The following is a 26359-nucleotide window of genomic DNA, read 5'->3' as shown; positions in this document are numbered from 1 at the left end:
CACGGCCGCCACCCGCCTCTACCGGTCACGCCCCGGGACGGACTACTTCTCGTCCTGGTAGCACGGCTGGTCGCCGCCGAGCAGGCGCAGCTTGAGGTCGGGCAGCGTGAAGGTGCCCGCCGTCGTCGCCCAGGCCTTCTGGCGCACGTTCGTCAGCACGGCCTTCTTGGCGCGCTGCGAGAACAGGGCGCCGTTCGCCACCGTGCCGGCCTGCGGCGCGGTGGGGTGCTTGTCGTCGGCCGCGGAGCCGACCGCGACACCGATGTCCAGGTCGGTGAACGTGGCGTCGGTGTCGAGCTCGGCAACATCCAGGTAGATGTTGTCCGCGACGGCCGGCTTGCCCTTGTTGCCCGTGCGCAGCTGCATCGTGATGTTGCCGAGGCCGGGAATCGGGGTCACCAGCGACTGGCACATGTTGGTGATCTCGGCGTGGCGGAACCCGGAGATGGTGACCGGGTGCGCCGTGTCCTTGCCGTCGAGGCCCTTGCCCTTGGCGACGCTGCCGTACTGCAGCAGGTCGTCACCGTCGAGCTTGTCGGCCGAGACCTTGAAGTCCTGGCCGGACACGCTGAAGGACGCCGCGAGGGCACCCTGCGCCAGACCCACACCGACCGCGGCGGTGGCCGCGATGCTCGGCACCATGACGAGCGCGAAGCGCTTCCATCTGGTCCCGCCACGAACCTGAGAACTCATTATTCGTTCCTCCTTCTCGGACGTACATCTCCGGTCCGGGCCGTACCCGTCCTGGGATGGGAGAAGTGCTACGTCCTCGGGAAGGAGCGCAGGCGGCCGAGCCGCGGCAGAGCCGCGTCCGATACACCGGCGTTCACCCCCGAGCGACAACCACTGGGTCACGCGTTCGCGCAACCAGGAGGACAGGCTCCGCCGGTGCGGCGAAGACCCCCCTGTCCAGCAGCCGGCGCCCCTGGCACCGGCCGGCCCGGTGGGGACCCTCCGCCACAGCTCCGGATGAGCGGGTCTGCGGGGAAGGACCGAGCGTCGCCGATCGTGGTCCATTACAGGCCGGGGCACAAGGGGGTTCGTTACTGGCGGGTAACGGCAAGATAACCGGGGATCGACCCGGTGCCATCGGGTGACGACGCTGGGTGTCACCAAAGGCCACGACAGAGTGGCGGATTTGCGGATACACCGGACAGTTCACGGGGTTCCACTTACTGCGAGTAACAGCAGCTGCCATTACCAAGTTTTGGTAAAGTGCAGCCGCTGTTTCTCCATCTGTCAATAAATCGTCGGCGGCTAGAACAGCACCCGCGCGAGCGCCGTGCGGGCCGCTCCCACCCGGGGGTCGTCCGCCCCGATGACCTCGAACAGCTCCAGCAGCCGGACCCGTACCGCGTCCCGGTCCGCGCCGGCCGTCACCCGGACCGTGTCCACCAGGCGCCCGAAGGCGTCCTCCACGTGACCGCCGACCAGGTCCAGGTCCGCCGCGGCGATCTGGGCCGCCGGGTCCTTCGGGTCCTCGGCCGCCGCCGCGCGCACCGCCTGCGGGTTCATGTCCTTGACCCGGGCGAGCAGCTCGGCCTGCGCCAGGCCCAGCTTGGCCTCGGTGTTCGCCGGGTCGTCCGCCAGCACGTTCTTGTACGCCTGCACCGCGCCGCCCAGGTCACCGGCGTCGAGCGCGACGACGGCCGCTTCCAGCAGCGCGTCGTACGGGCCCGCCGGGACGTGGTCCTCACCGGCGGCCGGGCCGCCCGCGGGCGCGCCCTGTGCGTTCGGGTCCACCTCGATGCCGATGATCCCGAACCGCTCCTCGGCGACCTGGACCAGCTGCGCCAGGGTCGCCCGGATCTCCTGCTCGGGCGCCACGCCCTGGAACAGCGGCAGCACCTGGCCCGCGACCACGGCGAACACGGCCGGAATGCCCTGGATGCCGAACTGCTGCATCAGCATCTGGTTGGAGTCGACGTCGACCTTGGCCAGCAGGAGGCGGCCGTTCGCCTCGACGGTCAGGCGTTCCAGCAGCGGGCTGAGCTGCTTGCACGGCTCGCACCACTCGGCCCAGAAGTCCAGGACGACCGGGACCTCGGCGGAGAGCTGGAGGACGTCGCGTTCGAAGCCGGCCTCGTCGACGTCGATCACGAGCGCGGACGGCGGCACGGCACCCGCGGAGGCGGGCGCGCCGCCCTGGGCGGCTTGCCGGGCCGCTTCGGCACGGGCCTGCTCGGCCTTCGCCTTGGCCTCGCCGGCCGCCTTCACAGCGGCGAGGTCGACGACGCCGCTCATGGACATGTTTCTGGGCTGCATGCGTACATCCTCCCCCGTGTGCGCGCGCCGACGAAAAAGATCGGCCGAAATGCCTTCTTCAGTACCCTCGGTGGTGCGGTGTTGGCGCCGGGTCCCCACCTGGCGCCGGTAGCTCTTCGCGTGGTCGTCGCTCTTACGCTACGAGCCGTAGCGTAACTCCCCGCGCCCCTTCGCGCCCCGTGATCTGAAGCACAGCATTTCGGGACCCGCCGCTCTGGCTACCGACGGGTATGGTCTCGGCCATGCGCAACCCCAGCTCCCCGACCGCACGCACCGGCCGCCCCCGCAGCGCTGCCGCGGACGCCGCGATCCTCGCCGCGACGCGGGACGCGCTGGTCGAGCTGGGCTGGTCGAAGCTGACGATGGGCGACGTCTCGACCCGGGCCGGGGTGGCCAAGACCACCCTCTACCGCCGCTGGGCCGGCAAGAACGAGCTGGTCGTGGACGCCGTCGCGGAGCTCTTCGACTCCCTCGAACTACCCGACCGCGGCTCCCTCGAAGCCGATATAGAGGACGTGGTCCTGCAGTTCGCGGCGCTGCTGCGGCGGCCGGAGGCCCGTACGGCCCTGATGGCGGTCGTCGCCGAGTCCACCCGGGACGAGGCCCTGCGCGACCGGATCCGATCGGCGATCGTGGACCGGCAGAAACGTCTCGTCGTACTGGGTCGCGAACGGGCCCAGGCCCGCGGTGAACTCCCGTACGAGGAGGACGAGACCCTCGCCGGCCGCACCACGGACCTGATCTTCGACGTCATCGCCGGCACGGTGGTGCACCGGGCGCTGGTCAGCTCGGAGCCGGTGGACGAGCTCTGGGTCTCCACCTTCACCGCCCTCCTGATGCACGGCCTCCGGGGCCCGGCCCACGCCTGACACGCGGCACGCGGCACGCCTCATGCCCGACTCCCCTCACGCCCCCAGGCGCCCCCTCGCACCCGGACACGGCGAAGGCCGGTCGCGGCGGCCCCGAAAGGGGCGCCCACGACCGGCCTTCCACCACACGGGCGGGACTCAGAAGCCCGGCGGCTCCGTGTACGTGCCCCACTCGTCCCGCAGCACGTTGCAGATCTCCCCGAGCGTGGCCTCGGCGCGCACCGCGTCCAGCATGGCCGGGATCATGTTCGACCCGTCGCGGGCGGCGGCCAGCATCGCGTCGAGCGAGGACTTGACCTTCGCGTCGTCGCGCCGCGCCTTGCGCGCCGCCAGGTGCTCCACCTGTACGCGCTCCACCTCGTGGCTGACGCGCAGGATCTCCAGGTCCCCGGTCACCGACCCGTGGTGCACGTTGACGCCGACGACCCGCTTGTCGCCCTTCTCCAGCGAGCGCTGGTACTGGAACGCCGACTCGGCGATCTCCCCGGTGAACCAGCCGTCCTCGATGCCGCGCAGGATGCCCGAGGTGATCGGCCCGATCGGGTGCTGCCCGTCCGGGTGGGCGCGCAGGCCGCGCTCCTTGATCTGGTCGAAGATCTTCTCGGCGTCGGCCTCGATGCGGTCGGTGAGCTGCTCCACGTACCAGGAACCGCCCAGCGGGTCGGCCACGTTGGCCACCCCGGTCTCCTCCATCAGCACCTGCTGCGTGCGCAGGGCGATCTCGGCCGCCTGCTCGCTGGGCAGCGCGAGGGTCTCGTCGAGGGCGTTGGTGTGCAGCGAGTTGGTGCCGCCGAGGACGGCCGCGAGGGCCTCGACGGCGGTGCGCACGACGTTGTTGTACGGCTGCTGCGCGGTCAGCGAGACGCCGGCCGTCTGGGTGTGGAAGCGCAGCCACATCGACTTCTCGCTCTGCGCCCCGTACACCTCCTTCATCCAGCGCGCCCAGATCCGGCGGGCGGCGCGGAACTTGGCGATCTCCTCGAAGAAGTCGAGGTGCGCGTCGAAGAAGAAGGAGAGGCCGGACGCGAAGTGGTCCACGTCCAGACCGCGGGACAGGCCCAGCTCCACGTATCCGAAGCCGTCGGCGAGGGTGTACGCGAGCTCCTGCGCGGCCGTCGCACCGGCCTCGCGGATGTGGTAGCCCGAGACGGACAGCGGCTTGTACGCCGGGATGCCCTTCGCGCAGTACTCCATGAGGTCGCCGATGAGGCGCAGGTGCGGCTCGGGTTCGAAGAGCCACTCCTTCTGGGCGATGTACTCCTTGAAGATGTCGGTCTGCAGCGTGCCGTTGAGCACGGCCGGGTCCACGCCCTGCCGCTCGGCGGCGACCAGGTACATGCAGAAGGCGGGCACGGCCGGGCCCGAGATCGTCATCGAGGTGGTCACGTCGCCCAGCGGGATGTCCTGGAACAGGACCTCCATGTCGGCGGCGGAGTCTATGGCGACGCCGCAGTGGCCGACCTCGCCGAGCGAGCGGGGGTCGTCGGAGTCGCGTCCCATCAGGGTCGGCATGTCGAAGGCCACGGAGAGCCCGCCGCCGCCGGCGGCCAGGATCATCTTGTAGCGCTCGTTGGTCTGCTCGGCGTTGCCGAACCCCGCGAACTGGCGGATGGTCCAGGTCCGGCCCCGGTATCCGGTGGCGTGCAGGCCGCGGGTGTACGGGTACTCCCCCGGCCAGCCGATGCGCTCGAATCCCTCGTAGGCGTCGCCGGGCCGGGGCCCGTAGACGGGATCGACGTCATCCCCGGAGAGCGTGGTGAAATCGGCCTCGCGCTTGCGGGCCTTGTCATAGCGGGCCTGCCAGCGGCGGCGGCCCTCCTCGATGGCGTCAGCGTCCATACCCATGAATTTACTAGGACGTCCTAGTAAATGTCGATGGGAAACCCCGGGGAGTATCCCCGGGGTGTCCGCGTACGAGCGGCGCGCGGCCGGCGCTCGGGTGCGCCTTTAGGCGTCGGCGGTCGCCATCGCGTCGACGACCAGCGGCTCGACCTCGGCGCGGACCTTGCGCTCGACGAAGAAGGCGGCCAGCGGGATCGTGCCGGAGACCAGCACCCAGAGCAGCTTCGGGAACGGCCACCTGGCCTTCGAGCCCAGGTCGAAGGCGAACACCAGGTAGATCATGAACAGCACGCCGTGCACCTGCGAGACCGCGAGGGTCAGGTCGGCGCCGGTGTCGAAGCCGTACTTGAAAACCATGCAGGTGCAGAGGATCAACAGCATGACCGCGGTCAGATAGGCCATGACCCGGTAGCGGGTCAGCACGCTCTTCTTCATGCCGACGAGCCTAACCGTCCGTTTTGCTCGATCTTGACGGGGGCCCGGCGCCCGCGGTCCGCTACTCCTCGAAGTCCGCCGCGGCGACCCTCAGGGGGCGCAGCAGGGCGAAGATCTCCCGGCACTCCTCGGCGTCGTAGACGCGGAGCCCGAAGTCGACCGCCATCAGGTCCTTCGTCGCCGCCTCGACCACCTCGCGCCCCTTGTCCGTGATGGACGCGAGCGTGCCCCGGCCGTCGTTCGGGTTCGGCCGCTTGGCCACCAGCCCGGACCGCACCAGCCGGTCCACCGTGTTCGTCACCGACGTCGGGTGGACCATCAGCCGCTCGCCGATCTTCGACATCGGCAGTTCGCCGGCCTTGGAGAAGGTCAGCAGCACCAGCGCCTCGTACCGCGCGAAGGTCAGCCCGTACGGCTTGACCACCGCGTCGACCTCGCCGAGCAGGATCTGGTGCGCGCGCATGATCGAGGTGATGGCGGCCATCGAGGGCACCGGTCCCCAGCGGCGCTGCCAGAGCTCGTCGGCGCGGGCGATGGGATCGAAGGGGAGGCTGAGCGGCTTGGACACGCATCCGACCCTACCGGGCGGTCATTTGGCGGCGGGCCCCGTCTCATTCCTCGGTCGGCCGCCCTGCCGCCCCGCGGCCCGCAGTTCGGCCAGGAGGAGCAGGGCCACCGCCGTGCCGAGGACGGCCGCACCCGCCACGACCACGTGCACCGGCAGGAACTCGGCGGCCAGCCCGGCCAGGGCCATGCCGACGCCCTGGAGGGTCATCAGCCCGGTGCTCAGCAGGGTCATCGCCCGGCCGCGCAGCGCGTCCGGGACGGCGTCGACGTACCACTGGTCGAGGCCGAGGGTGTACGCGTGCGCCAGGCCGGCCAGCAGCAGGGCGGCCAGTACGGCCGCCACCCCGGGCCGGAAGGCGTACACGAGCAGCGGCAGCGGGCCGGCGGCCGCGAGCGGGGCCACGATCCGGGAGCGGGCCCGCGGGCCGAGCACCGAGCCGGCCCACAGTTCACCCGCGATGGTGCCGACGGGCAGCGCGCACATCATCACTCCCAGGGCGGCGGTGCCCGCGCCGACGGCGTCCGCGTACGGGGCGAGCAGCGCCTCGGGCGCGATGACGAAGACGGGCGGCAGCCAGAACAGCAGGATCAGGGCGCGCCGGCGGCGCTCGCCCAGGACGGCGCGCAGCCCGGCGAGCGGGGAGGTGCGCTCGGCGGCGGTCCGGGCCGGCCGCGCCGCCGTGCCGAAGCGCAGCAGCAGGGCCGAGCACAGGAATCCGGCGGCGGTCAGGGCGATGGCCGCGCGCGGGGCGAGGACGGTGAGCAGCAGCCCGCCGAGGCCGAAGCCGATGAGCTGGGCGCTCTGGGCCACCATCCGCATGAGGGAGCGGCCGAGGACGTAGGCGTCGCCGGGGCCGAGGACGTCGGCGAGGGAGGCGTTGCGCGTGCCCTGGAAGAGGGGGGCGACGAAGGCCATGGCGCAGCGCAGGACGAGCAGCCCGGCGACGGGGGTGCCGGGCAGGACCATGGCCGCCGCGCAGGCGGCGCAGAGGAGGTCGCAGCCGACGAGGACCCGGCGGGCGGGCCTGCGGTCGGCGATCCCGGCGAGGAGGGTCCCGCCGAGCGCGTACGGGAGGAAGCCGAGGGCGAACGTGAGCGCGCTCATCAGGGGTGAGCCGGTGGCGCGGAACACGAGGACGGTGAGGGCGATCTCGGCGACGACGATGCCGAGGACGGACAGCAGGTGCGCGGCGAACACGGGCCGGAACTCCCGGACCCGGAAGACGGACCGGTATCCGCCGGCGGCCTCGTTGACGGTGAGGGACATACGGCGACCCTGCGGGACTACGGTGGGGGTTCGGCAGTGATTCGCCGTACGCCGAATCGCACCCCGGGGGGAGAGGCATGGCGTTCCACTTCCGGTTCGGGGCCGGGGACCTGTTGCGGTGCCGGTTCTCCGTCTCGCCGCGGTGGGAGACGCAGGAGGCGGTGCGGACCCTGCTGCAGCCGGAGCGGCAGACGTACCACCTGCCCTGGCTGCGGCAGGTCCGGGCGGCCGCCGAGGGGCTGGACCTGCGGCCGTTGTGGCTGCTGATGCCGCGGGCCGGCCACAACCCGGACTTCCTGAGCCCGCCGCCGGTCGGACCCTCCGTCACCTTCGAACAGGAGCTGGCGCGGGTCCGGTCCGCGGCCGCCGATCCGCAGGCCGTACGGGAGGACCTGCGGCGGTCCCTGGTCTGTACCCCGGGCGCCGCCGAGAGCGACCTCGGGCGGCGGATGCTCGCCGACCCGGCCCGCGCCGTGCGGGAGCTGGCCGACCTCTACGCGCAGGCCTGGGCCGCGCTGGTCGCCCCGCACTGGCCGCGGCTGCGGGCGCTGCTGGAGGCCGACGTCCTGTTCCACTCGCGGCGGCTGGCGGCGGGCGGGCTGGAGGCGCTGTTCGACGGCCTCCACCCGGACCTGCGGTGGTCGGACGGGACGCTCACCATCGACCGCGCCAACCACCACGACCGCTCCCTGGGCGGGCAGGGGCTGCTCCTCATGCCGAGCGCGTTCGTGTGGCCGGAGGTGGTCGGCGGGTACGACCCGCCCTGGCAGCCGACTTTGGTGTATCCGGCGCGGGGCATCGGCGCGCTGTGGACGGCGTCGGCGGGTCCGACCCCGCGGGCGCTGGCGCGGCTGCTGGGCCGCGGCCGGGCCGACGTGCTGTGCGCGCTCGACGAGCCGTCCTCCACGACGGAGCTGGCCCGCCGGCTCGGCCTCGCCCCCGCGACGGTGTCGGCGCACCTGAAGGTTCTGCACGCCGCCGGTCTGCTGATCTCGGCCCGGCACGGCCACCGGATCCTCTACGAGCGCACCCCGCTCGCCATCGCCCTCACGACGGGCGGTGCGCCCCGCACGTAGGCGGCGTGCGGTGTCGCGGAGCGGGGGTGACCGACCGTCATGCCACGATGTGGCGGTCTGCGATTCCGCAATTGCGCGCACCGACCCTTCGCCCCGAGGAACCCGGATGCCAGGCCGACCCCGAACCCGACGCCGCCCGCCTCCCGGCCGCCCCCGCCCCCTCGCCGCCGCGCTCGGCCTCGCCCTGCTGCTCGCCGCGGCCCCCGGCTGCGGCAGCGGGGAGTCCGCCCCGCCGCACGCGCCCGCGGAGGCGCCGCCCGAGGCCTCGGCGCAGGCCCCGCCCGCCGGATCCCCGTACTGGGTGGACCCGGAGAGCGACGCCGCCCGGCAGGTCGCCGCCTGGGAGGTGCAGGGCCGCGACAGCGACGCTCGGCTGCTGCGCCGGATCTCGGAACGGCCCATGGCCCTGTGGGCACCGGGCCACGACCCCGGTCCCGCGATCCGCAGGGCCGCGAAGGGCGCCGAGGCGGCGGGCCGGGTCCTGGTGCTCACCGCGTACAACATCCCGCACCGCGACTGCGGCCGGCACTCGGCGGGCGGGGCCGCCGGCGCCACCGCGTACCGCAACTGGATCGGGGCCTTCGCCGACGCCGTCGGCGACGCCAGGGCGGTGGTGGTCCTGGAGCCGGACGCCGTCCCGCACATCGTGGACGGCTGCACCCCGGCCGCCCACCACGAGGAGCGCTTGCGGCTCCTCTCCGAGGCCGTCACCCGGCTGAAGAGGAACCGGAACACGAAGGTCTACCTGGACGCCGGCCATCCGGCCTGGATCCCCGACCCGATGAAGCTCGTCGAACCCCTCTACCAGGCCGGGCTCGGCCAGGCCGACGGCTTTTCCCTCAACGTCTCCAACTTCCAGCCCGACACGGCCGGCCGGGAGTACGGCGCCCGCATCTCCGGGGCCGCCCACGGCAAGCACTTCGTCATCGACACCAGCCGCAACGGCGAGGGCCCGCTCACCGGCGACGGCGACGAGGCCTGGTGCAACCCGCCCGGCCGCGCCCTCGGGACCGCGCCGACCGACAGGACGGGCGACCCGCTCGTCGACGCGTACCTCTGGATCAAGCGGCCCGGCGAGTCCGACGGGCCCTGCCGCGGCGGGCCGGCGGCCGGCCGGTGGTGGCCGGACTACGCGCTCGGGCTGGCCGCCCGCGCCAAGGAGTAGCCCCCGCGAGGGGCTACTCGTCCGGCGCCTGCGCCGGCTACGAACCGCCCCGGCCGCCCGCGCCGGCCCGAGCCCGATCGAGCGCTGCTCCACGTCCGTGGTCTGCGTGACCGCGCTCGGCAGCACGCCGGGCTCGGCCCCTGGTGGCACGGCCCAGGGTTTGGCATCACCGAAAAAGGTGACAAACCCTGGACATGCCGAACGGGGCTCCGCCGAACGGGGGATCAGGCCGCGGCGTTCGGAGCGGGGCGGATCAGGCCAGGTGGCGCTCCACCGTCTCCACCTTGGACGTCAGCCCGTCGACCACCCCGGGGCGGATGTCGGCCTTCAGGACCAGGGACACCCGCGGCGCCCGCTCCTCCACGGCCGCCACCGCGCGCTTGACCACGTCCATCACCTCGTCCCACTCCCCCTCGACGGAGGTGAACATGGCGTCCGTGCGGTTCGGCAGTCCCGACTCCCGTACGACGCGCACCGCGTCGGCCACGTACTCGCCGACCTCTTCACCGACCCCCAGCGGGGTCACCGAGAACGCGACGATCACGCTGCGTTCGCCGCCTCGCGCCGGGCGCGGGCCGCCATGACGCTGTCGGCCTCCTCGCGCTTGAGCAGCTTGTCGCCGTAGAGGCCGCCGAAGGGCAGCAGCGCCAGCAGGAAGAACAGGGCGACCTTCTTGACCGGCCACTTCGCCTTGTTCCACACGTCGAGCAGGAAGACCGCGTAGATGACGAACAGGATCCCGTGCAGGATGCCCAGCGGCATCATCAGGTAGTCGATGTCGGAGATCCGGCTCAGCACCGATCCGAAGATCAGCAGGGCCGGGAACGACAGCGCCTCCGGTACGGAGATGAGGCGCAGCCGGTGCAGGGCGGAAGCGGTCTTGATGTCCACGATGAACCTTCGGGGTGGTGGCCGGGGGTCCGTTCCAGTGTCTCAGCAGCCCTGCCCGATCTTGAGGCGGGGCCGCCGCCCCGGGTGTACGAGATGCCGCAGTCGCCGGATATCGGCCACCGGGCCCTGTTCGCCTCCGCCCGCTGCCGATAACGTCATCCCGTGGCTCAGTTCCGACTCCAAGGCAGCAAGGTGCTGGCCGTCGACCTGACCGGGGATGCCGTCAAAGCGAAGAACGGCTCCATGGTTGCGTACGACGGTCAGATGGCCTTCAAGAAGATGACCGGCGGCGGCGAAGGTTTGCGCGGCATGGTGACCCGTCGGCTGACGGGTGAGCAGATGACCGTGATGGAAGTGCAGGGGCACGGCACCTGCTTCTTCGCCGACCGCGCGAGCGAAATCAATCTGGTCAACCTGCGCGGCGAGAAGCTGTACGTGGAGTCCAGCAACCTGCTGTGCACCGACGCCGGCCTGCGCACCGGCACCACCTTCACCGGCCTGCGCGGCGGGGCGACGGGCAACGGCCTGTTCACCACCACCGTCGAGGGCTCCGGGCAGGCGGCGATCATGTCCGACGGCCCGGCGGTGGTGCTGCGCGTCAGCGCCCAGTACCCGCTCTCCGTCGACCCGGGGGCGTACATCGCGCACACCGGGAACCTCCAGCAGTCCTTCCAGTCGGGGATCAATTTCCGCACCCTGATCGGCGAGGGATCGGGCGAGGCGTTCCAGATCCGCTTCGAGGGCGAGGGCCTGGTCTACGTGCAGCCCAGCGAGCGCAACACCATCGGGGGCGACATCTGATGCCGTTCCGCGAGATCAACTCGAAGATGGTCGAAGCCCAGGTGATCCCGGGGCAGCGGATGTTCAGCCAGCGCGGCGCGATGCTCGCGTACCGCGGCGACGTCTCCTTCACCCCGAGCCTGACCGGCGGTCAGGGCGGGGTGATGGGCATGATCGGGCGCCGCGTGGCGAACGAGCAGACCCCGCTGATGACGGTCGAGGGCAGCGGCACCGTGATGTTCGGCCACGGCGGCCACCACATCCAGGTGATCAACCTGACCGGCGAGACCCTGTACGTCGAGGCCGACCGGCTGCTCGCCTTCGACGGCACGCTCCAGCAGGGCACGATGTTCATGGGCTCGCAAGGGGGTGTCATGGGCATGGTCCGCGGTCAGGTGACCGGCCAGGGCCTGTTCACCACCACCCTCAAGGGGCACGGCTCGGTCGCCGTGATGGCCCACGGCGGGGTCATCGAACTCCCCATCACGCCGAACCGCCCGATCCACGTCGACCCGCAGGCGTACGTGGCCCACCACGGGGACGTCAGGAACAAGCTCTCCACCGCGCTCGGCTGGCGGGACATGGTGGGGCGGGGCTCGGGCGAGGCGTTCCAGCTGGAGCTGTCGGGACAGGGAGCCGTGTACGTGCAGGCCTCGGAGGAGAAGCTGTGAACTTTGGTCCGGTCATCGGCGGGCCGGGAGGCCCGACGGTCTTCGACCCGCACACCCTGCCCTCCGACGACAACGTGAACGCGTACACCTTCTGCGTGGAGCTCAAGGGGAGCCAGTGGTTCCTGCAGAAGGGCAAGATGATCGCCTACTACGGGCGCATGGAGTTCAACGGCGTCGGCAACGGCCGCTTCGACCGGCTGTTGCGCACCAGCTTCCACTCGCCGATGCACGCCTCCGACTGGGTGGTGGCCGAGGGCCAGGGCAAGATGCTGCTGGCCGACCGGGCATTCGACGTGAACTCGTACGACCTGGACAATGGGAACCTGACGATCCGGTCGGGCAACCTGCTGGCCTTCCAGCCCTCGCTCGCCCTCAAGCAGTCGATCGTGCCGGGATTCCTGACCCTGATCGGAACGGGGAAGTTCGTGGCGGCGTCCAACGGGCCGGTGGTGTTCATGGAGCCGCCGCTGCGCGTGGACCCGCAGGCGCTGGTGGGCTGGGCGGACTGCCCGTCCCCCTGCCACCACTACGACCACGGCTACATGTCGGGCGTCATCGGCGGGCTGCGCTCGCTGACGGGCGTCGGCGGCAGCTCCGGCGAGGAGCACCAGTTCGAGTTCGTCGGGGCCGGGACGGTGCTGCTGCAGTCCTCGGAGATGCTGATGGCGGAGCAGGCGATCGGGACGGTCGGCGCCGGCGCGGAGTCGGCGGGCGTGCCGGGGGCCGGGTACACCGGCGGCCACGGGCAGCAGGGCCCGCTGGGGCAGCTCGGCGTGCCGCGGATGCCGGGACAGCTGGGTGATCTCCAGCGGCGCCTCGGACTGTGACCTGATCTTCGACCTGACATTTTTTGTACGTAATTCAACTTCTTAGGTAGAGTTCATTCATGGAGACCATGGAGACCGAGACGGCCACACGCTGGCTGACCGAGGCCGAGCAGTGCACCTGGCGCACCCACCTGGACGTCAGCAGACTGCTGATGCACCAGCTGGAAAAGGATCTCCAGCCCTTCGGACTCACCAACAACGACTACGAGATCCTGGTGAACCTCTCGGAGTCGGAGGACCACCGGATGCGGATGAGCGATCTCGCGACGTCGACGCTCCAGTCCAAGAGCCGGCTGTCCCACCAGATCACCCGCATGGAGACGGCCGGCCTGGTCGTCCGGGTGAACTGCGAGTCCGACCGTCGGGGGCTGTACGCCGTCCTGACCGACGAGGGCATGGAGCTCATGCGGAAGGTCGCCCCGCACCACGTGGCGTCCGTCCGCCGGCATTTCATCGACCTGCTGCCGCCGGAGGCCCTGGCGGCGCTGCGCGCCTCGCTGGAGCCGGTCGCGGCGCACCTGCGGGACCAGCGCGGCAAGGCCTGACACCGGCCCGGCGCCGCGTCGGCCGCCGCCCGGTCCGGGTGCCGTCCGAGGTGGCGGCCCGGAGCCCGGCGGTGGCCGCCGCCGCGGACTCGGACGGCGACGGCAACGACGGCGACAACTGACACGCGCCGGTCCGCGGGTTCCCGTGCGGACCGGATCGGGCGCCCCTAGACTGGCGAACGCCCGGATTACCCCGATCTTCGAGGGAGTGGCGTCATGGCCAAGCGCGGCAACAAGAAGCGAGCACGCAAGAAGAAGAAGGCGAACCACGGCAAGCGTCCCAACGCCTGACCGGTCCGCCCGCAGACGTACGAGAGCCGCGCCCCGAAGGAACGGGGCGCGGCTCTCGCGTACGTACGCCGTCCGGCCGCTCAGGCCTCCGTGAGCGTCGCCAGCAGGGTGTCCGCCGCCGCGTACGGGTCCAGCTCGCCGGCCGCGACCCGGGCCGCGAGGGCGTCGAGGTGCGCGTCCCCGCGCACGTCAGCCATCCGGGCCCGCAGGGTCGTCACCGCGATGGTCTCCACCTCGCGGGCGGCCCGGGACGTGCGCCGCTCCGCCAGCACCCCGCGCTCGTCCATCCACGCCCGGTGCTTCTCCAGGGCCTCGACCAGCTCGTCGATGCCCTGGCCGCGCGCCGCGACCGTCTTGACGATCGGCGGCCGCCAGTCGCCCGCGCCCCGGGACTCCCCGAGGCCCAGCATGTGGTTCAGCTCCCGGGCGGTGGCGTCGGCGCCGTCCCGGTCCGCCTTGTTCACCACGTACACGTCGCCGATCTCCAGGATCCCCGCCTTGGCGGCCTGGATCCCGTCGCCCATCCCGGGGGCCAGCAGCACCACCGAGGTGTCGGCCTGCGAGGCGATCTCCACCTCCGACTGCCCGACCCCGACCGTCTCGACCAGGATCACCTCGCAGCCGGCCGCGTCCAGCACCCGGATCGCCTGGGGGGCGGCCCAGGCCAGGCCGCCCAGGTGGCCGCGGGTGGCCATGGAGCGGATGTAGACCCCCGGATCGGAGGCGTGGTCCGACATCCGGACCCGGTCGCCGAGGAGCGCACCGCCGGAGAACGGCGAGGACGGGTCGACGGCGAGGACGCCGACCCGCTTGCCGGCCTTGCGGTACGCGGAGACCAGCGCCGAGGTGGACGTGGACTTGCCGACGCCCGGTGAGCCGGTCAGGCCCACCACGTACGCCCCGCCCGTCAGCGGGGCCAGGGCCGCCATCACCTCGCGCAGCTGCGGGGACGCCCCCTCGACCAGCGAGATCAGCCGGGCCACCGCTCTCGGCCTGCCCTCACGCGCCTGGGCCACCAGCTGGGGGACGTCCACCGTCATACGTGCTGCGCTCCTCGGTCTCGCTGCGGATACGGCTTCGGGTACGAATACGGGGCGGTCCTGCTTCTCCGGACCCTGCCGATCAAGGAACGCGGACGATCAGGGCGTCGCCCTGGCCGCCGCCGCCGCACAGCGCGGCCGCGCCGACCCCGCCGCCGCGGCGCTTCAGCTCCAGCGCCAGGTGCAGCACCACGCGGGCGCCGGACATGCCGATCGGGTGGCCCAGGGCGATGGCGCCACCGTTGACGTTCACCCTTTCCGGGGTCACGCCGAGGTCCTTCATTGACTGCACGGCGACCGCCGCGAAGGCCTCGTTGATCTCGATGAGGTCCAGGTCGGAGACCTGGAGCCCCTCCTTCTTCAGGGCGTGCAGGATCGCGTTCGACGGCTGCGACTGCAGCGAGTTGTCGGGACCGGCCACATTTCCGTGGGCGCCGATCTCGGCGAGCCACTCCAGGCCCAGCTCCTCGGCCTTCGCCTTGCTCATCACGACCACGGCGGCGGCGCCGTCGGAGATCTGGGAGGAGGTGCCGGCCGTGATCGTGCCGTCCTTGGCGAAGGCGGGGCGCAGCTTGCCGAGGGACTCGACCGTGGTCTCCGGGCGGATGCCCTCGTCCTGGGAGAAGAGGACCGGCTCACCCTTGCGCTGCGGGATCTCGACCGGGGTGATCTCGGCCTCGAAGACGCCGTTCTTCTGCGCGGCGGCGGCCCGCTGGTGCGAGGCCGCGGCGAACTCGTCCTGCGGGGCGCGCTCGATGCCCAGGCGGGAGTTGTGCTTCTCGGTGGACTCGCCCATCGCGATGTTCTCGAAGGCGTCGGTGAGGCCGTCGTAGGCCATCGCGTCCAGCATCTCGATCGCGCCGTACTTGTAGCCCTCACGGGACTTCGGCAGCAGGTGCGGGGCGTTGGTCATGGACTCCTGGCCGCCCGCGACCACGATGTCGAACTCGCCCGCGCGGATGAGCTGGTCGGCCAGAGCGATCGCGTCGAGGCCGGAGAGGCACACCTTGTTGATCGTGAGCGCCGGGACGTTCATGGGGATGCCGCCCTTGACCGCCGCCTGGCGGGCGGGGATCTGGCCCGCGCCGGCCTGCAGCACCTGGCCCATGATCACGTATTGCACCTGGTCACCGGTGATGCCGGCCCGCTCCAGCGCGGACTTGATGGCGAACCCGCCGAGGTCGGCGCCCGAGAAGGACTTCAGCGAGCCGAGCAGCCGCCCCATGGGGGTGCGGGCCCCGGCGACGATCACTGACGTGGTGTTGTTCGTTCCGGACATGGAGCACAGCCCCTTGAAGATGAGGGTGAACGAGGGTTTACATGAATGTACTGAGCGGTACCCGCGCCGTCACCGGGCAGTCGGTGTGATCGCTGGCACGTTGCGTAACGGCCCTCCGCGGCGGTGCACTGGTCCCATGCTGACAAGAATCGACCACATCGGGATCGCCTGCTTCGACCTGGACAAGACTGTCGAGTTCTACCGTGCCACGTACGGCTTCGAGGTGTTCCACACCGAGGTCAACGAGGAGCAGGGCGTCCGCGAGGCCATGCTCAAGATCAACGAGACCTCCGACGGCGGCGCCTCCTACCTCCAGCTCCTCGAGCCCACCCGCGAGGACTCCGCGGTGGGCAAGTGGCTGGCCAAGAACGGCGAGGGCGTGCACCACATCGCCTTCGGCACCGAAGACGTCCTCGGCGACTCGGAGGCCATCCGCGGCAAGGGCGTCCGGGTCCTCTACGACCAGCCCCGCACGGGCTCGATGGGCTCCTCGATCACCTTCCTGCACCCCAAGGACTGCCACGGAGTCCTCACCGAACTGGTCACCTCCAACCCCGACCATTGATGGACCACTGATGGCCCGATTCCCCGGCCGGTAGAGTGGCCATGGCTCGGCCGGGGTTCGGTGCGGAGACGGGGTCGGGGCCTGTGACCCCTGCCCCGGTATCTGACACCATTCCCCCGGGGGCGTCGTTCAGCGGGCGAGCGATGCTCAATTGGGAGTGAGCTTGCGACCAGGGGACGGATGGGACCGCGCTGTGCGGGGCTACGAAAGCCAGGAGAGCCATCAGGCTGAAGCCGACCATCTCTCGCGCTTCGAAGCCGAGATGGAGCGGCTGAAGAAGGAGCGCGGGAAGGCCGTCCAGCACGCCGAAGACCTCGGATACCAGGTCGAGGTGCTGCGCGCCAAGCTCCACGAGGTACGCCGCAATCTGGCGTCCCGCCCCGCATACGACAGTGCGGACATGGGCTACCAGGCGGAGCAGCTGCTGCGCAATGCCCAGATTCAGGCCGACCAGATGCGCTCGGACGCCGAGCGCGAACTGCGCGACGCCCGGGCCCAGACGCAGCGCATCCTCCAGGAGCACGCCGAGCACCAGGCGCGCCTGCAGGCCGAGCTGCACGCCGAGGCCGTCAACCGCCGCCAGCGCCTGGACCAGGAGCTCAACGAGCGCCGCCAGACCGTCGAGGCGCACGTCAACGAGAACGTGGCCTGGGCCGAGCAGCTGCGCTCCCGGACGGAGGCCCAGGCCCGCCGGCTCATGGAGGAGTCCCGCGCCGAGGCCGAGCAGTCCCTGAACGCCGCCCGTGCCGAGGCCGCCCGCGTGGCGGAGGAGACCCGCCGCCGGCTGGCCGCCGACGCGGAGGCCGCCCGCGCGGAGACCGAGGCGACCCTGCTGCGTGCGCGCAAGGAGGCCGAGCGGCTGCTGACCGCCGCCTCCGCGCAGGCCCAGGAGGCCACCGAGCACGCCGAACGGCTGCGCAGCAGCACCACCGCCGAGGCCGAGCAGACCCGGCAGCAGACCCTCGACCTCGGCCGGGTGGCCGAGCAGCGGGTCCAGGAGGCCGACGGCGCCCTGCGCACCGCGCGCGCCGAGGCCGAGAAGCTCCTCGCGGACGCCAAGGAGAGCGCCGCCCGGCAGCTCGCCTCGGCGGAGTCGGTGAACGAGCAGCGCACCCGCACGGCCAAGGAGCAGGTGGCCAGGCTGGTCGGCGAGGCCACCAAGGAGGCCGAGGCCCTCAGGGCCGAGGCCGAGCAGACCCTCGCCGACGCCCGCGCCGGCGTCGAGCGGCTGCGCGCGGAAGCCGCGGAGCAGGCCCGCGCGGCGGCGGCCGAGGACACGGCCGCCCAGCTGGCGAAGGCGGCCCGCACCGCCGAGGACGTACTGAACAAGGCCTCGGAGGACGCCCGGGCCACCACCCGCGCCGCGTCCGAGGAGGCCGAGCGGATCCGCCGCGAGGCCGAGTCGGAGGCGGAGCGGCTGCGCGCCCAGGCGGCGGCCACGGCCGACGAGCTCAAGGGCGCGGCGAAGGACGACACCGAGGAGTACCGGGCCCGGACCGTCGAACTCCAGGAGGAGGCCCGGCGGCTGCGCGGCGAGGCCGAGCAGCTGCGCGCCGAGGCCGTCGCCGAGGGCGAGCGGATCCGCGGCGAGGCGCGCCGCGAGGCCGTCCAGCAGATCGAGGAGGCGGCCCGGACCGCCGAGGAGCTGCTGGGCAAGGCCAAGTCGGACGCGGACGAGCTGCGCGGCGGGGCGAGGGCCGAGAGCGAGCGGGTCCGCGCCGAGGCCGTCGAGCGGGCCACCACGCTGCGCAAGCAGGCCGAGGAGACGCTGGAGCGCACCCGCGCGGAGGCGGAGCGGCTGCGCGACGAGGCCGAGGAGCAGGCGGAGTCCGTACGGGCCGAGGCCGACGCGGCGGCCCGTGCGCGGCGCGAGGAGACCGAGCAGGCCCTCGCGGCGAAGCGGGCGGAGGCCGAGGAGGAGCTCGTACGCCTGCAGGCGGAGGCCGAGAGCCGGCTGGGCACGGCCGAGCAGACGCTGCGCGACGCCCGTGGGGCGGCGGAGACCATCCGCCGGGAGACCGCCGAGGAGGCCGACCGGCTGCGCGCCGAGTCGGCGGAGCGGATCCGCAGCCTCCAGGCGCAGTCGGAGGCGGAGGCCGACCAGCTGCGCACGGACGCCGCGGAGGACGCCGGGCGCACCCGCGCGGAGGCCGAGCAGGTCGCCGTACGGCTGCGCAGCGAGGCGGAGTCCGAGGCGGAGCGGGTGCGTTCGGAGGCGCAGGAGACCGCGGACCGGCTGCGCGCGGAGGCGAAGGCCGCCGCCGAGCGGGTCGCCGCGGAGGCCGCCGAGGCGCTGGCCGCCGCGCAGGAGGAGGCCGCACGGCGCCGCCGGGAGGCCGAGGAGACCCTCGCGTCGGCCCGTACGGACGCGGACAGCGAGCGGGCCCAGGCGCGCGAGCAGAGCGAGGAGCTGCTGGCCTCGGCCCGCAAGCGCTCCGAGGAGGCGCAGGCCGAGGCGGCCCGCCTGACCGAGGAGGCGGAGCGGCGCGCCGCGGAGCTGGTGTCGGCGGCGGAGGCCACCGCCCAGCAGGTGCGGGACTCCGTGGCAGGTCTGCGCGAGGAGGCCGAGGAGGAGATCACCGGGCTGCGCAGCGCCGCCGAGCACGCGGCGGAGCGCACGAAGACGGAGGCCGAGGAGGAGGCCGCGCGGGTCCGCGCGGACGCCTACGACGAGCGCGAGCGGGCCACCGAGGACGCCAACCGGATCCGTACCGAGGCGCGGGCGGAGACGGACGCGGCGAAGGCGCTGGCCGAGCGTACGGTCGGCGACGCGATCGCCGAGGCGGAGCAGCTGCGCAGCGACACCGCCGAGTACGCCCAGCGGGTGCGTACGGAGGCGACGGACGCGCTGGCCGCGGCCGAGCGCGACGCGGCCCGTACCAAGGCCGATGCCCGGGACGACGCGAACCGGATCCGCGGCGAGGCGGCGGAGGCCCTTGAGGCCTCGCGCGCCGAGGGCGGCCGGATCGTCGCGGAGGCGACGGCGGAGGCCAAGCGGCTGACCGACGAGGCCGAGGCCGCGAACGCGGTGACGGTCGGCGAGGCCGCGGCCGAGGCCGAACGGCTCACCACCGAGGCGGCCCTGGCGGCCGAGGCCACCCGCGCCGAGGCGGCGGGCACCCTGGACGAGGCCCGCTCCGAGGCCAACCGGCTGCGTACGGAGGCCGCCGAGCAGGCGGACCGGCTCATCACCGAGGCCGCCTCCGAGGCGGACAAGCTCACCGAGCAGACGCGCGCCGCGAACGAGGCCGCGGTCGGGGAGGCGACGGCGAAGGCCGAGCGGCTCACCCGGCAGGCGTCCGACATGCTGGCCGCGGCCGAGCGGGACGCGGCGCGGGTCCTGGTCGACGCCCGCAACGAGGGCGACCGGCTGGTCGACGAGACGCGTGCGGCCAACGAGGCCACGGTCGGCGAGGCCGCGGCCGAGGCCGAGCGGCTGCGCGCCGAGGCGGCGCGGACCCTGGACGACGCCCGCGCGGAGGGCGGCCGGATCATCGGCGAGGCCACCGCGGAGGCCGACCGGGTCACGGTCGCGGCGAACGAGACGCTGGCGAGCGCCGAGCGGGAGGCGGAGCAGACGCTCGACGACGCGCGCGCGGAGGCGGGCCGGCTGCGCGGCGAGGCCGCCGAGCAGGCGGACAAGCTCATCACCGAGGCGGCGTCCGAGGCGGACAAGCTCACCGAGCAGACCCGCAGGGACAACGAGCGCACGGTCGGCGAGGCGCAGGCCGAGGCCGAACGGCTGCGTGCGGAGGCCTCGGAGGCCCTGGCCTCGGCGCAGGAGCACGCGACCCGTACCCGCGCGGAGGCCGAGCGCGTCAAGGCCCAGGCGGCGACGGAGGCGGAGCGCACGCGTACGAAGGCCCGCGCGGAGTCGGAGCGGCTCCTGGACGAGGCCCGCGAAGCCGCCAACAAGCGGCGCAGCGAGGCCGCGGAGCAGGTGGACCGTCTCATCACCGAGGCGGCGGCCGAGGCGGACAAGCTCACCACCGACGCGCAGGCGCAGGCCCTGGCCGCGACGACGGCGGCCGAGGAGCAGGCCGACGCGATGGTCGACGCGGCCCGCAAGGAGGCCGCGCGGATCTCGTCCGAGGCGACGGTCGAGGGCAACTCCCTGGTGGAGAAGGCCCGTACGGACGCGGACGAGCTGCTGGTCGGCGCCCGCACGGATGCGGCCGCCATAAGGGAGCGGGCGGAGGAGCTGCGTTCCCGCGTCGAGAGCGAGGTCGAGGAGCTGCACGAGCGGGCCCGCCGGGAGTCCGCCGAGCAGATGAAGTCGGCCGGCGAGCGCGTGGACAAGCTGGTGCGGGCGGCGACCGAGCAGAGCGTCGAGGCCGAGTCGAAGGCCAAGGCGCTGGTGTCGGACGCGAGCAGCGAGGCGAGCAAGGTCCGGATCGCCGCGGTGCGCAAGGCGGAGGCGCTGCTCAAGGAGGCCGAGCAGAAGAAGGCCGAGCTGGCGCGGGAGGCCGAGAAGGCGCTCGCGGAGGCGAAGGCGGAGGCGGAGCGGCTGGTCGACGAGGGGCGTCGCGAGCTGGAGGTCCTGGTGCGCAGGCGCGAGGACATTCAGGCGGAGATCTCCCGTGTCCAGGACGTTCTTGAGGCGTTGGAGTCATTCGAGGCGCCTTCGGGCGGCGGAAAGCCGGCGGTCGGCGGTCAGGGCGCGGGGGGCGTGAAGGCGGGAGCCGCAGCCGGTTCCACTCGTTCGGGTGGCAAGGCGTCAGAGGGCTAGCAATCGATCAGGATGTGTGTTCCTGATGAAGATTCATCCGAACGAGTGACAAGCATTCTGCCGCCTTGCCACTCAAAAGGGGTGTCATTGTCCAGATCAAACGTGGATTGACTCGATGACACGCCGCTCGGGCGCCTAGGATTCCCCTAACACCTCACGTAGCACCTCATCGGTCTCATTCGACAGGAACCCCATGAGCGACACTTCCTCCCCCTTCGGCTTCGAGCTCGTGCGGCGTGGTTACGACCGCGGTCAGGTGGACGACCGCATTACCAAGCTGGTCTCCGACCGCGACAGCGCCCTTGGACGTATCAACTCTCTGGAAAAGCGGATCGAGGAGCTGCACCTTGAGACGCAGAACGCCCAGGCCCAGGTGAGCGACGCCGAGCCGTCGTACGCCGGCCTCGGCGCCCGGGTCGAGAAGATCCTGCGCCTGGCCGAGGAGGAGGCGAAGGACCTGCGCGAGGAGGCCCGTCGCGCGGCCGAGCAGCACCGCGAGCTCGCCGAGTCGGCTGCCCAGCAGGTGCGCAACGACGCCGAGTCGTTCGCCGCCGACCGCAAGTCGAAGGCGGAGGACGAGGGCGTCCGCATCGTCGAGAAGGCCAAGGGAGACGCCTCCACCCTGCGCGCCGAGGCCCAGAAGGACGCCGCCTCCAAGCGCGAGGAGGCCGACGCCCTGTTCGAGGAGACCCGCGCCAAGGCCGCGCAGGCCGCCGCGGACTTCGAGACCAACCTGGCCAAGCGCCGTGAGCAGTCCGAGCGCGACCTGGCCTCGCGTCAGGCCAAGGCCGAGAAGCGCCTCGCGGAGATCGAGCACCGCGCCGAGCAGCTGCGCCTGGAGGCCGAGAAGCTCCGTACGGACGCCGAGCGCCGCGCCCGCCAGACCGTCGAGACCGCGCAGCGCCAGGCCGAGGACATCGTCGCCGACGCCAACGCGAAGGCGGACCGTATCCGCAGCGAGTCCGAGCGCGAGCTGGCGGCGCTCACCAACCGCCGCGACTCCATCAACGCCCAGCTCACCAACGTCCGCGAGATGCTGGCGACGCTGACCGGTGCGGCCGTCGCGGCGGCCAACCCGATCGTCGACGACGAGCCGGTCACGCGCGGCGTTCCGGCTCAGCAGAGCCGCTAGTACGGGCACTGGTACGTACGGCAGTTCACCGGCGGTCGACCGGTCGGACGGCCGCCGTCTACCGGTCCGTGGACGAACGTCCTGCCCGAGGGCCCTATGTCACCTGATTGAGGTGGCGTGGGGCCCTCGGGCGTTCTAGCGTGAGCGCATGATCGAGCTTGAGGGCCTTACCAAACGATTCGGCGCGAAGACCGCCGTGGACCACCTCAGCTTCCAGGTCAGACCGGGGGTGGTGACCGGCTTCCTCGGCCCCAACGGGGCCGGGAAGTCCACGACCATGCGCATGATGCTCGACCTCGACAACCCGACCAGCGGTACGGTCCGGATCGACGGGAAGCACTACCGGGACCTGCCGGAGCCGCTGAAGCACATCGGGGCGCTGCTGGACGCGAAAGCCATGAACGGCGGCCGCAGCGCTTACAACAACCTTCTCTGCCTTGCCCAGTCGAACCGCATCCCGGAGAGCCGGGTCGCGGAGGTACTGGATCTTGTCGGGCTGACGCCGGTGGCGAAGAAGAAGTCGAAAGGATTTTCGCTGGGCATGGGCCAGCGGCTGGGAATCGCCTCTGCCCTGCTGGGCGACCCGGAGATCCTGATGTTCGACGAGCCCGTCAATGGTCTGGACCCGGAGGGAATTCTCTGGATCCGAAATCTTATGAAGGGGTTGGCGTCGGAGGGACGGACGATCTTCGTCTCGTCCCACCTGATGAGCGAAATGGCGCTCACCGCGGACCATTTGATCGTCATCGGCCAGGGAAAGCTTCTGGCCGACATGTCCATGGCTGATTTCATTCACAAGAACTCGCGCAGCTACGTCCGGCTGCGCTCGCCGCAGCAGGAGCGGCTCAAGGACGTCCTGCACGAAGCCGGGATCGACGCCATCAGCGTCCCGGCCACCGGCGCGCTGGAGATCGACGGGGTCGGCCCGGAGCGGCTCGGCGAGCTGGCCGCCCAGCACCAGATCGTGCTGCACGAACTCAGCCCGCAACGGGCTTCACTGGAGGAAGCGTTCATGCGCATGACGGCGGACTCCGTCGAGTACCACGCCCACGCACCGGGAGAGCCGGGGCTGCCTCCGGGGCCCGGCCCCGCCGCCGACGCCCCCGTGTGGGGCGCCGGGTACGAGGCGACGCGCAAGGGCGGGCAGTGACCATGTCCTCCTTCCCCGCCGTCCTCCGCTCCGAGTGGACCAAGATCCGCACCGTCGCCTCCACCACCTGGACCCTGGTCGCCGCGCTGGTGGTCACGGTCGGCGTGAGCGCCGGCCTGTGCGCCGTCTTCAACGCCACCTTCGACGACATGCCGAAGGAGCAGCAGGTCACCTTCGACCCGACCCTGGCGAGCTTCGCGGGCATGACCCTCGGCCAGCTCGCCATGATCGTCTTCGGTGTGCTGGTGGTCGGCACCGAATACAGCTCGGGCATGATCCGCACCTCGCTGGCCGCCGTACCGCGCCGGGCAAGCTTCCTGGCCGGCAAGCTCATCGTGGCCACCGGCCTCGCGCTGGTCGTGGGCCTCGTCACCAGCTTCCTGTCCTTCTTCCTGGGACAGGCCATCCTGGGCGACCGCAGCATCGGCATCGACGAGCCGAACGTGCTGCGCGCCGTGGTCGGCGCCGGCCTCTACATGGCCATGATCGCCCTGTTCTCCATGGGCGTGGCGACGATCCTGCGCAGCTCGATGCTGTCGCTCGGCATCCTGATGCCGTTCTTCTTCCTCGTCTCGACGATCCTCGGGGCGGTCAGCGCCACCCGCAAGGTCGCCCAGTACTTCCCGGACCAGGCAGGCTCCAAGATCATGCAGGTGGTCCCGGGCGCGATGGACAGCGGCGAGGCCCCCTACGGGCCGTGGGGCGGCTTCGGGATCATGGCCCTGTGGGTGCTGGCCGCCGTACTCGGGGGCTACCTGGTGCTGAAGAAGCGCGACGCCTGATCCCTGCGATCCTGCGGCGTCAGCCGTGCGACCGACGCCGCAGGTACTACGGGTCATCCCCGGGTCGGAGTCAGGGTGAGCTCAGGGATCCGGCCCGGGGTGGAACCGTAGGCGACTCGATATCCTCTTAACCCTTACGCGGACGAAAGCCGTCCGGTCCTGGCAAGGGGCAGAGCAGAGGCAGAGCAATGATCGAGGCTGTCGGCCTGACCAAGCGCTACGGCGCCAAGACCGCCGTCGACCAGCTGTCCTTCCAGGTCAGGCCGGGTCACGTGACGGGATTCCTGGGGCCGAACGGCTCCGGGAAGTCCACCACCATGCGCATGATCCTCGGCCTGGACCGGCCCACGGCGGGCAGCGTGACGATCAACGGCCTGCCCTTCCGGCAGCTGCCGAACGCCCAGCGGAACGTCGGGGCCCTGCTCGACGCCAAGGCCGTGCACGGCGGCCGCCGGGCCCGCAGGCACCTGCTCTCCCTCGCCCAGCTCTCCGGCATCCCCGAGAAGCGCGTGGACGAGGTACTGGCGGTCGTCGGGCTCCAGGACGTCTCCCGGCAGCGTACGAAGGGCTTCTCGCTCGGCATGGGCCAGCGGCTCGGCATCGCCGCCGCGCTCCTCGGCGACCCCCAGGTGCTGCTGTTCGACGAGCCGGTCAACGGGCTCGACCCCGAGGGCATCCTCTGGGTCCGCACCCTCATGCGCCGGCTCGCCGCCGAGGGCCGCACGGTGTTCGTCTCCTCACACCTGATGAGCGAGATGGCGCTGACCGCGGACCACCTCATCGTGATCGGCCGCGGGCGGCTGCTGGCCGACATGGGCACCCAGGAATTCATCGCGCACAACTCGGCCGGATTCGCGCGGGTGCGCGCGGCCGACAATGATCACGGTGGCCGGGATGCACTGGGTGAAGCCCTGACCAAGGCCGGCGGCCGGGTGCTCCAGGAGCCCGACGGAGCACTGCGCGTGACCGGCCTGGAGCTGCCGCGGATCTCCGACGTCGCCCACGAGGCGGGCGTACGGCTGTGGGAGCTCTCCCCGCACCGGGCCTCGCTGGAGGAGGCCTACATGCGGATGACGCAGGCCGACGTGGAGTACACCTCCACCGAGGACCCGCGCGCCGAGCTGTGGGAGCCGGAGCCGCTCACCGTCCCGGCCTGGGAGGACGAGCTCCAAGCGCCGGAGGTACCGCGGGGCGCCTTCTTCGCTCCCCCGCCGCCGGGGGCGGGCGGGCAGCCCTTCCTGATGCCCGCCGAGCCCGGCCAGCTCGCCGGTACCGCCCAGAACACCCCCAAGGACACCCGCGAGGACACCCGATGACCGGCCCCACGACGCCTGCGAGCCGCACGAGCACGGCGGAGCGGCCGAAGAGCTACAGCTCGCCGCTGGAGACGCCCCGGCCGCACCTCGGGCACGCCGTGGCCTCCGAGTGGACGAAGCTGATCTCGGTGCGCTCGACCGTGTGGACGCTCGGCTCGCTGGTGCTGCTCGTCGTCGGCATCGGGCTGTTCGCCGTCTCCGAGACGCGCTCCAGCGACTACCGGGACGTGCCGCTCACCGCGCCCGCGCTGTTCGGGCTGCTGGTGGGCCAGATCCCCGTGATGGTGCTCGGCGTCCTGACGATCACCTCCGAGTACGGCACCGGGATGATCCGTACGACCCTGACCGCCGCCCCGGACCGGGCGCGGGTGCTGACCGCGAAGTACCTGGTGTTCGCCGCCGTCGCCTTCCTCACCGTTTTCGGTTCGGTGGCGGTCGTGGGACTGGCCTCCGCGATCCTGCGGGGCGGCTCGGCCGCCGGGTCGCACGGCGCCTCCGAGTGGGCCCACGCGTTGTCCGGCTGCGTCTACGTCACCCTGCTCGGGATGCTGGGCCTCGCGGTCGGGGCGATGCTGCGGCACTCCGCCGGGGCGATCGCCGTGATGCTGGGACTGGTCACGCTGCCGCCGGTGATAGGGGCGATGCTCAGCATGTGGGAGACCTTGGCTCCGTTCGGCAGCATCGTGCTCCGCTACAACGCCCCGGTCGCCATCATGAGGCTGTTCGGCCTGTCGGGCGTCGACACCGGGAACTCGGCCGGCGGCACGGCCCAGGTGCTGCTGCTCGTGCTGGTGACGGGAGCCGCGGTGGCGGGCTCGTACGCGGTGGTCGGCCGGCGCGACGTCTGATCCCCAGGCGGGAGCCAGCACTTGGGA

25 protein-coding genes are annotated in these 26359 nt (G+C 72.0%); 15 read left to right on the top strand and 10 right to left on the bottom strand.

The window, feature by feature from the left end; genetic code table 11:
- Positions 1 to 42: 42 nt before the first annotated feature.
- Both ACIBAD_RS12190 and ACIBAD_RS12185 read right to left on the bottom strand, forming a co-directional pair.
- Positions 43 to 693, bottom strand: a complete 651-nt coding sequence (locus ACIBAD_RS12190; RefSeq protein WP_134071075.1) for a DUF6230 family protein — start codon at positions 691 to 693, stop codon at positions 43 to 45.
- Positions 694 to 1257: 564 nt separating this feature from the next.
- Positions 1258 to 2265, bottom strand: a complete 1008-nt coding sequence (locus ACIBAD_RS12185) for a tetratricopeptide repeat protein (RefSeq protein ID WP_134071077.1) — start codon at positions 2263 to 2265, stop codon at positions 1258 to 1260.
- 242 nt (positions 2266 to 2507) lie between these two features.
- On the opposite strand from ACIBAD_RS12185, the gene ACIBAD_RS12180 reads away from it, so the two are divergent.
- On the top strand, positions 2508 to 3134 hold the full coding sequence (locus ACIBAD_RS12180; protein ID WP_134071079.1) for a TetR/AcrR family transcriptional regulator: 627 nt from the start codon (positions 2508 to 2510) through the stop codon (positions 3132 to 3134).
- A 138-nt stretch (positions 3135 to 3272) separates the two neighbouring features.
- Here ACIBAD_RS12180 and ACIBAD_RS12175 read toward each other — a convergent pair whose 3' ends face one another.
- The 4 genes from ACIBAD_RS12175 to ACIBAD_RS12160 form a co-directional block, all read right to left on the bottom strand.
- A complete protein-coding gene (locus ACIBAD_RS12175) occupies positions 3273 to 4973 on the bottom strand; it encodes a methylmalonyl-CoA mutase (RefSeq protein WP_030153820.1) in 1701 nt (566 codons plus the stop codon).
- Positions 4974 to 5081: 108 nt separating this feature from the next.
- The gene (locus ACIBAD_RS12170) at positions 5082 to 5411 is read right to left on the bottom strand and encodes a DUF3817 domain-containing protein (RefSeq protein WP_119095238.1); all 330 of its coding nucleotides are present in this window, start codon (positions 5409 to 5411) and stop codon (positions 5082 to 5084) included.
- Positions 5412 to 5472: 61 nt separating this feature from the next.
- On the bottom strand, positions 5473 to 5979 hold the full coding sequence (locus ACIBAD_RS12165) for a MarR family transcriptional regulator (protein WP_134071081.1): 507 nt from the start codon (positions 5977 to 5979) through the stop codon (positions 5473 to 5475).
- A gap of 21 nt (positions 5980 to 6000) precedes the next feature.
- Positions 6001 to 7245 carry an MFS transporter gene (locus ACIBAD_RS12160; RefSeq protein WP_398906186.1) on the bottom strand — a complete coding sequence of 415 codons (1245 nt, stop codon included), beginning with the start codon at positions 7243 to 7245 and terminating at the stop codon, positions 6001 to 6003.
- Between the two features lie 77 nt (positions 7246 to 7322).
- On the opposite strand from ACIBAD_RS12160, the gene ACIBAD_RS12155 reads away from it, so the two are divergent.
- Positions 7323 to 8321 (top strand): DUF5937 family protein, encoded by a 999-nt coding sequence (locus ACIBAD_RS12155; protein ID WP_398906184.1) that lies wholly within the window; start codon positions 7323 to 7325, stop codon positions 8319 to 8321.
- 106 nt (positions 8322 to 8427) lie between these two features.
- The gene (locus ACIBAD_RS12150) at positions 8428 to 9486 is read left to right on the top strand and encodes a glycoside hydrolase family 6 protein (RefSeq protein WP_398906182.1); all 1059 of its coding nucleotides are present in this window, start codon (positions 8428 to 8430) and stop codon (positions 9484 to 9486) included.
- Between the two features lie 253 nt (positions 9487 to 9739).
- Here the strand turns inward: ACIBAD_RS12150 and ACIBAD_RS12145 are convergent, their stop codons facing one another.
- Both ACIBAD_RS12145 and ACIBAD_RS12140 read right to left on the bottom strand, forming a co-directional pair.
- Complete coding sequence (locus ACIBAD_RS12145) at positions 9740 to 10030, bottom strand: MTH1187 family thiamine-binding protein (RefSeq protein WP_030153812.1); 291 nt, start codon at positions 10028 to 10030, stop codon at positions 9740 to 9742.
- Positions 10027 to 10377: a DUF3817 domain-containing protein gene (locus ACIBAD_RS12140; RefSeq protein ID WP_030153811.1), complete on the bottom strand. Its 351-nt coding sequence runs from the start codon at positions 10375 to 10377 to the stop codon at positions 10027 to 10029. Before ACIBAD_RS12140 ends, ACIBAD_RS12145 begins: the two co-directional genes overlap by 4 nt.
- Before the next feature lie 162 nt (positions 10378 to 10539).
- Between ACIBAD_RS12140 and ACIBAD_RS12135 the strand changes: the two genes are divergently transcribed.
- The 5 genes from ACIBAD_RS12135 (at position 10540) to ACIBAD_RS12115 (ending at position 13491) form a co-directional block, all read left to right on the top strand.
- The gene (locus tag ACIBAD_RS12135) at positions 10540 to 11178 is read left to right on the top strand and encodes an AIM24 family protein (protein ID WP_053689446.1); all 639 of its coding nucleotides are present in this window, start codon (positions 10540 to 10542) and stop codon (positions 11176 to 11178) included.
- The gene (locus tag ACIBAD_RS12130) at positions 11178 to 11828 is read left to right on the top strand and encodes an AIM24 family protein (RefSeq protein WP_030153809.1); all 651 of its coding nucleotides are present in this window, start codon (positions 11178 to 11180) and stop codon (positions 11826 to 11828) included. The genes ACIBAD_RS12135 and ACIBAD_RS12130 overlap by 1 nt, the downstream gene beginning before the upstream one ends.
- Positions 11825 to 12655: an AIM24 family protein gene (locus ACIBAD_RS12125; RefSeq protein WP_398906179.1), complete on the top strand. Its 831-nt coding sequence runs from the start codon at positions 11825 to 11827 to the stop codon at positions 12653 to 12655. Before ACIBAD_RS12130 ends, ACIBAD_RS12125 begins: the two co-directional genes overlap by 4 nt.
- 68 nt (positions 12656 to 12723) lie before the next feature.
- A complete protein-coding gene (locus ACIBAD_RS12120) occupies positions 12724 to 13200 on the top strand; it encodes a MarR family transcriptional regulator (RefSeq protein WP_134074390.1) in 477 nt (158 codons plus the stop codon).
- Between the two features lie 216 nt (positions 13201 to 13416).
- Entirely contained in the window at positions 13417 to 13491 is a 75-nt protein-coding gene (locus ACIBAD_RS12115) for a 50S ribosomal protein bL37 (protein WP_099895366.1), read from the top strand.
- Between the two features lie 80 nt (positions 13492 to 13571).
- Here the strand turns inward: ACIBAD_RS12115 and meaB are convergent, their stop codons facing one another.
- Together meaB and ACIBAD_RS12105 are read right to left on the bottom strand one after the other, a co-directional pair.
- Positions 13572 to 14531, bottom strand: a complete 960-nt coding sequence (gene meaB, locus ACIBAD_RS12110) for a methylmalonyl Co-A mutase-associated GTPase MeaB (RefSeq protein WP_134071087.1) — start codon at positions 14529 to 14531, stop codon at positions 13572 to 13574.
- Positions 14532 to 14613: 82 nt separating this feature from the next.
- The gene (locus tag ACIBAD_RS12105; protein WP_134071089.1) at positions 14614 to 15810 is read right to left on the bottom strand and encodes an acetyl-CoA C-acetyltransferase; all 1197 of its coding nucleotides are present in this window, start codon (positions 15808 to 15810) and stop codon (positions 14614 to 14616) included.
- 136 nt (positions 15811 to 15946) lie between these two features.
- Between ACIBAD_RS12105 and mce the strand changes: the two genes are divergently transcribed.
- The 7 genes from mce to ACIBAD_RS12070 all read left to right on the top strand — a co-directional run bounded on the left by mce (position 15947) and on the right by ACIBAD_RS12070 (position 26332).
- On the top strand, positions 15947 to 16375 hold the full coding sequence (gene mce, locus ACIBAD_RS12100) for a methylmalonyl-CoA epimerase (protein WP_048476381.1): 429 nt from the start codon (positions 15947 to 15949) through the stop codon (positions 16373 to 16375).
- Positions 16376 to 16568: 193 nt separating this feature from the next.
- Positions 16569 to 21104, top strand: coding sequence for a polarized growth protein Scy (gene scy / locus ACIBAD_RS12095; protein ID WP_166682042.1), 4536 nt, complete (start codon positions 16569 to 16571; stop codon positions 21102 to 21104).
- Between the two features lie 193 nt (positions 21105 to 21297).
- Complete coding sequence (locus tag ACIBAD_RS12090; protein WP_030153801.1) at positions 21298 to 22236, top strand: cellulose-binding protein; 939 nt, start codon at positions 21298 to 21300, stop codon at positions 22234 to 22236.
- 148 nt (positions 22237 to 22384) lie between these two features.
- Complete coding sequence (locus ACIBAD_RS12085; RefSeq protein ID WP_398906174.1) at positions 22385 to 23386, top strand: ABC transporter ATP-binding protein; 1002 nt, start codon at positions 22385 to 22387, stop codon at positions 23384 to 23386.
- 2 nt (positions 23387 to 23388) lie between these two features.
- Complete coding sequence (locus tag ACIBAD_RS12080) at positions 23389 to 24168, top strand: ABC transporter permease subunit (RefSeq protein ID WP_398906415.1); 780 nt, start codon at positions 23389 to 23391, stop codon at positions 24166 to 24168.
- A 188-nt stretch (positions 24169 to 24356) separates the two neighbouring features.
- Positions 24357 to 25484: an ABC transporter ATP-binding protein gene (locus ACIBAD_RS12075; RefSeq protein WP_134071093.1), complete on the top strand. Its 1128-nt coding sequence runs from the start codon at positions 24357 to 24359 to the stop codon at positions 25482 to 25484.
- Complete coding sequence (locus ACIBAD_RS12070; protein ID WP_134071095.1) at positions 25481 to 26332, top strand: ABC transporter permease; 852 nt, start codon at positions 25481 to 25483, stop codon at positions 26330 to 26332. The genes ACIBAD_RS12075 and ACIBAD_RS12070 overlap by 4 nt, the downstream gene beginning before the upstream one ends.
- The last annotated feature ends 27 nt before the right edge of the window (positions 26333 to 26359 follow it).

Source organism: Streptomyces sp. NPDC051109 (genome assembly GCF_044455885.1).
Taxonomy (GTDB): Bacteria; Actinomycetota; Actinomycetes; order Streptomycetales; family Streptomycetaceae; genus Streptomyces.
Note: the sequence above shows the minus strand (reverse complement) of the source record. Positions and strands in the feature narration are given on the sequence as shown.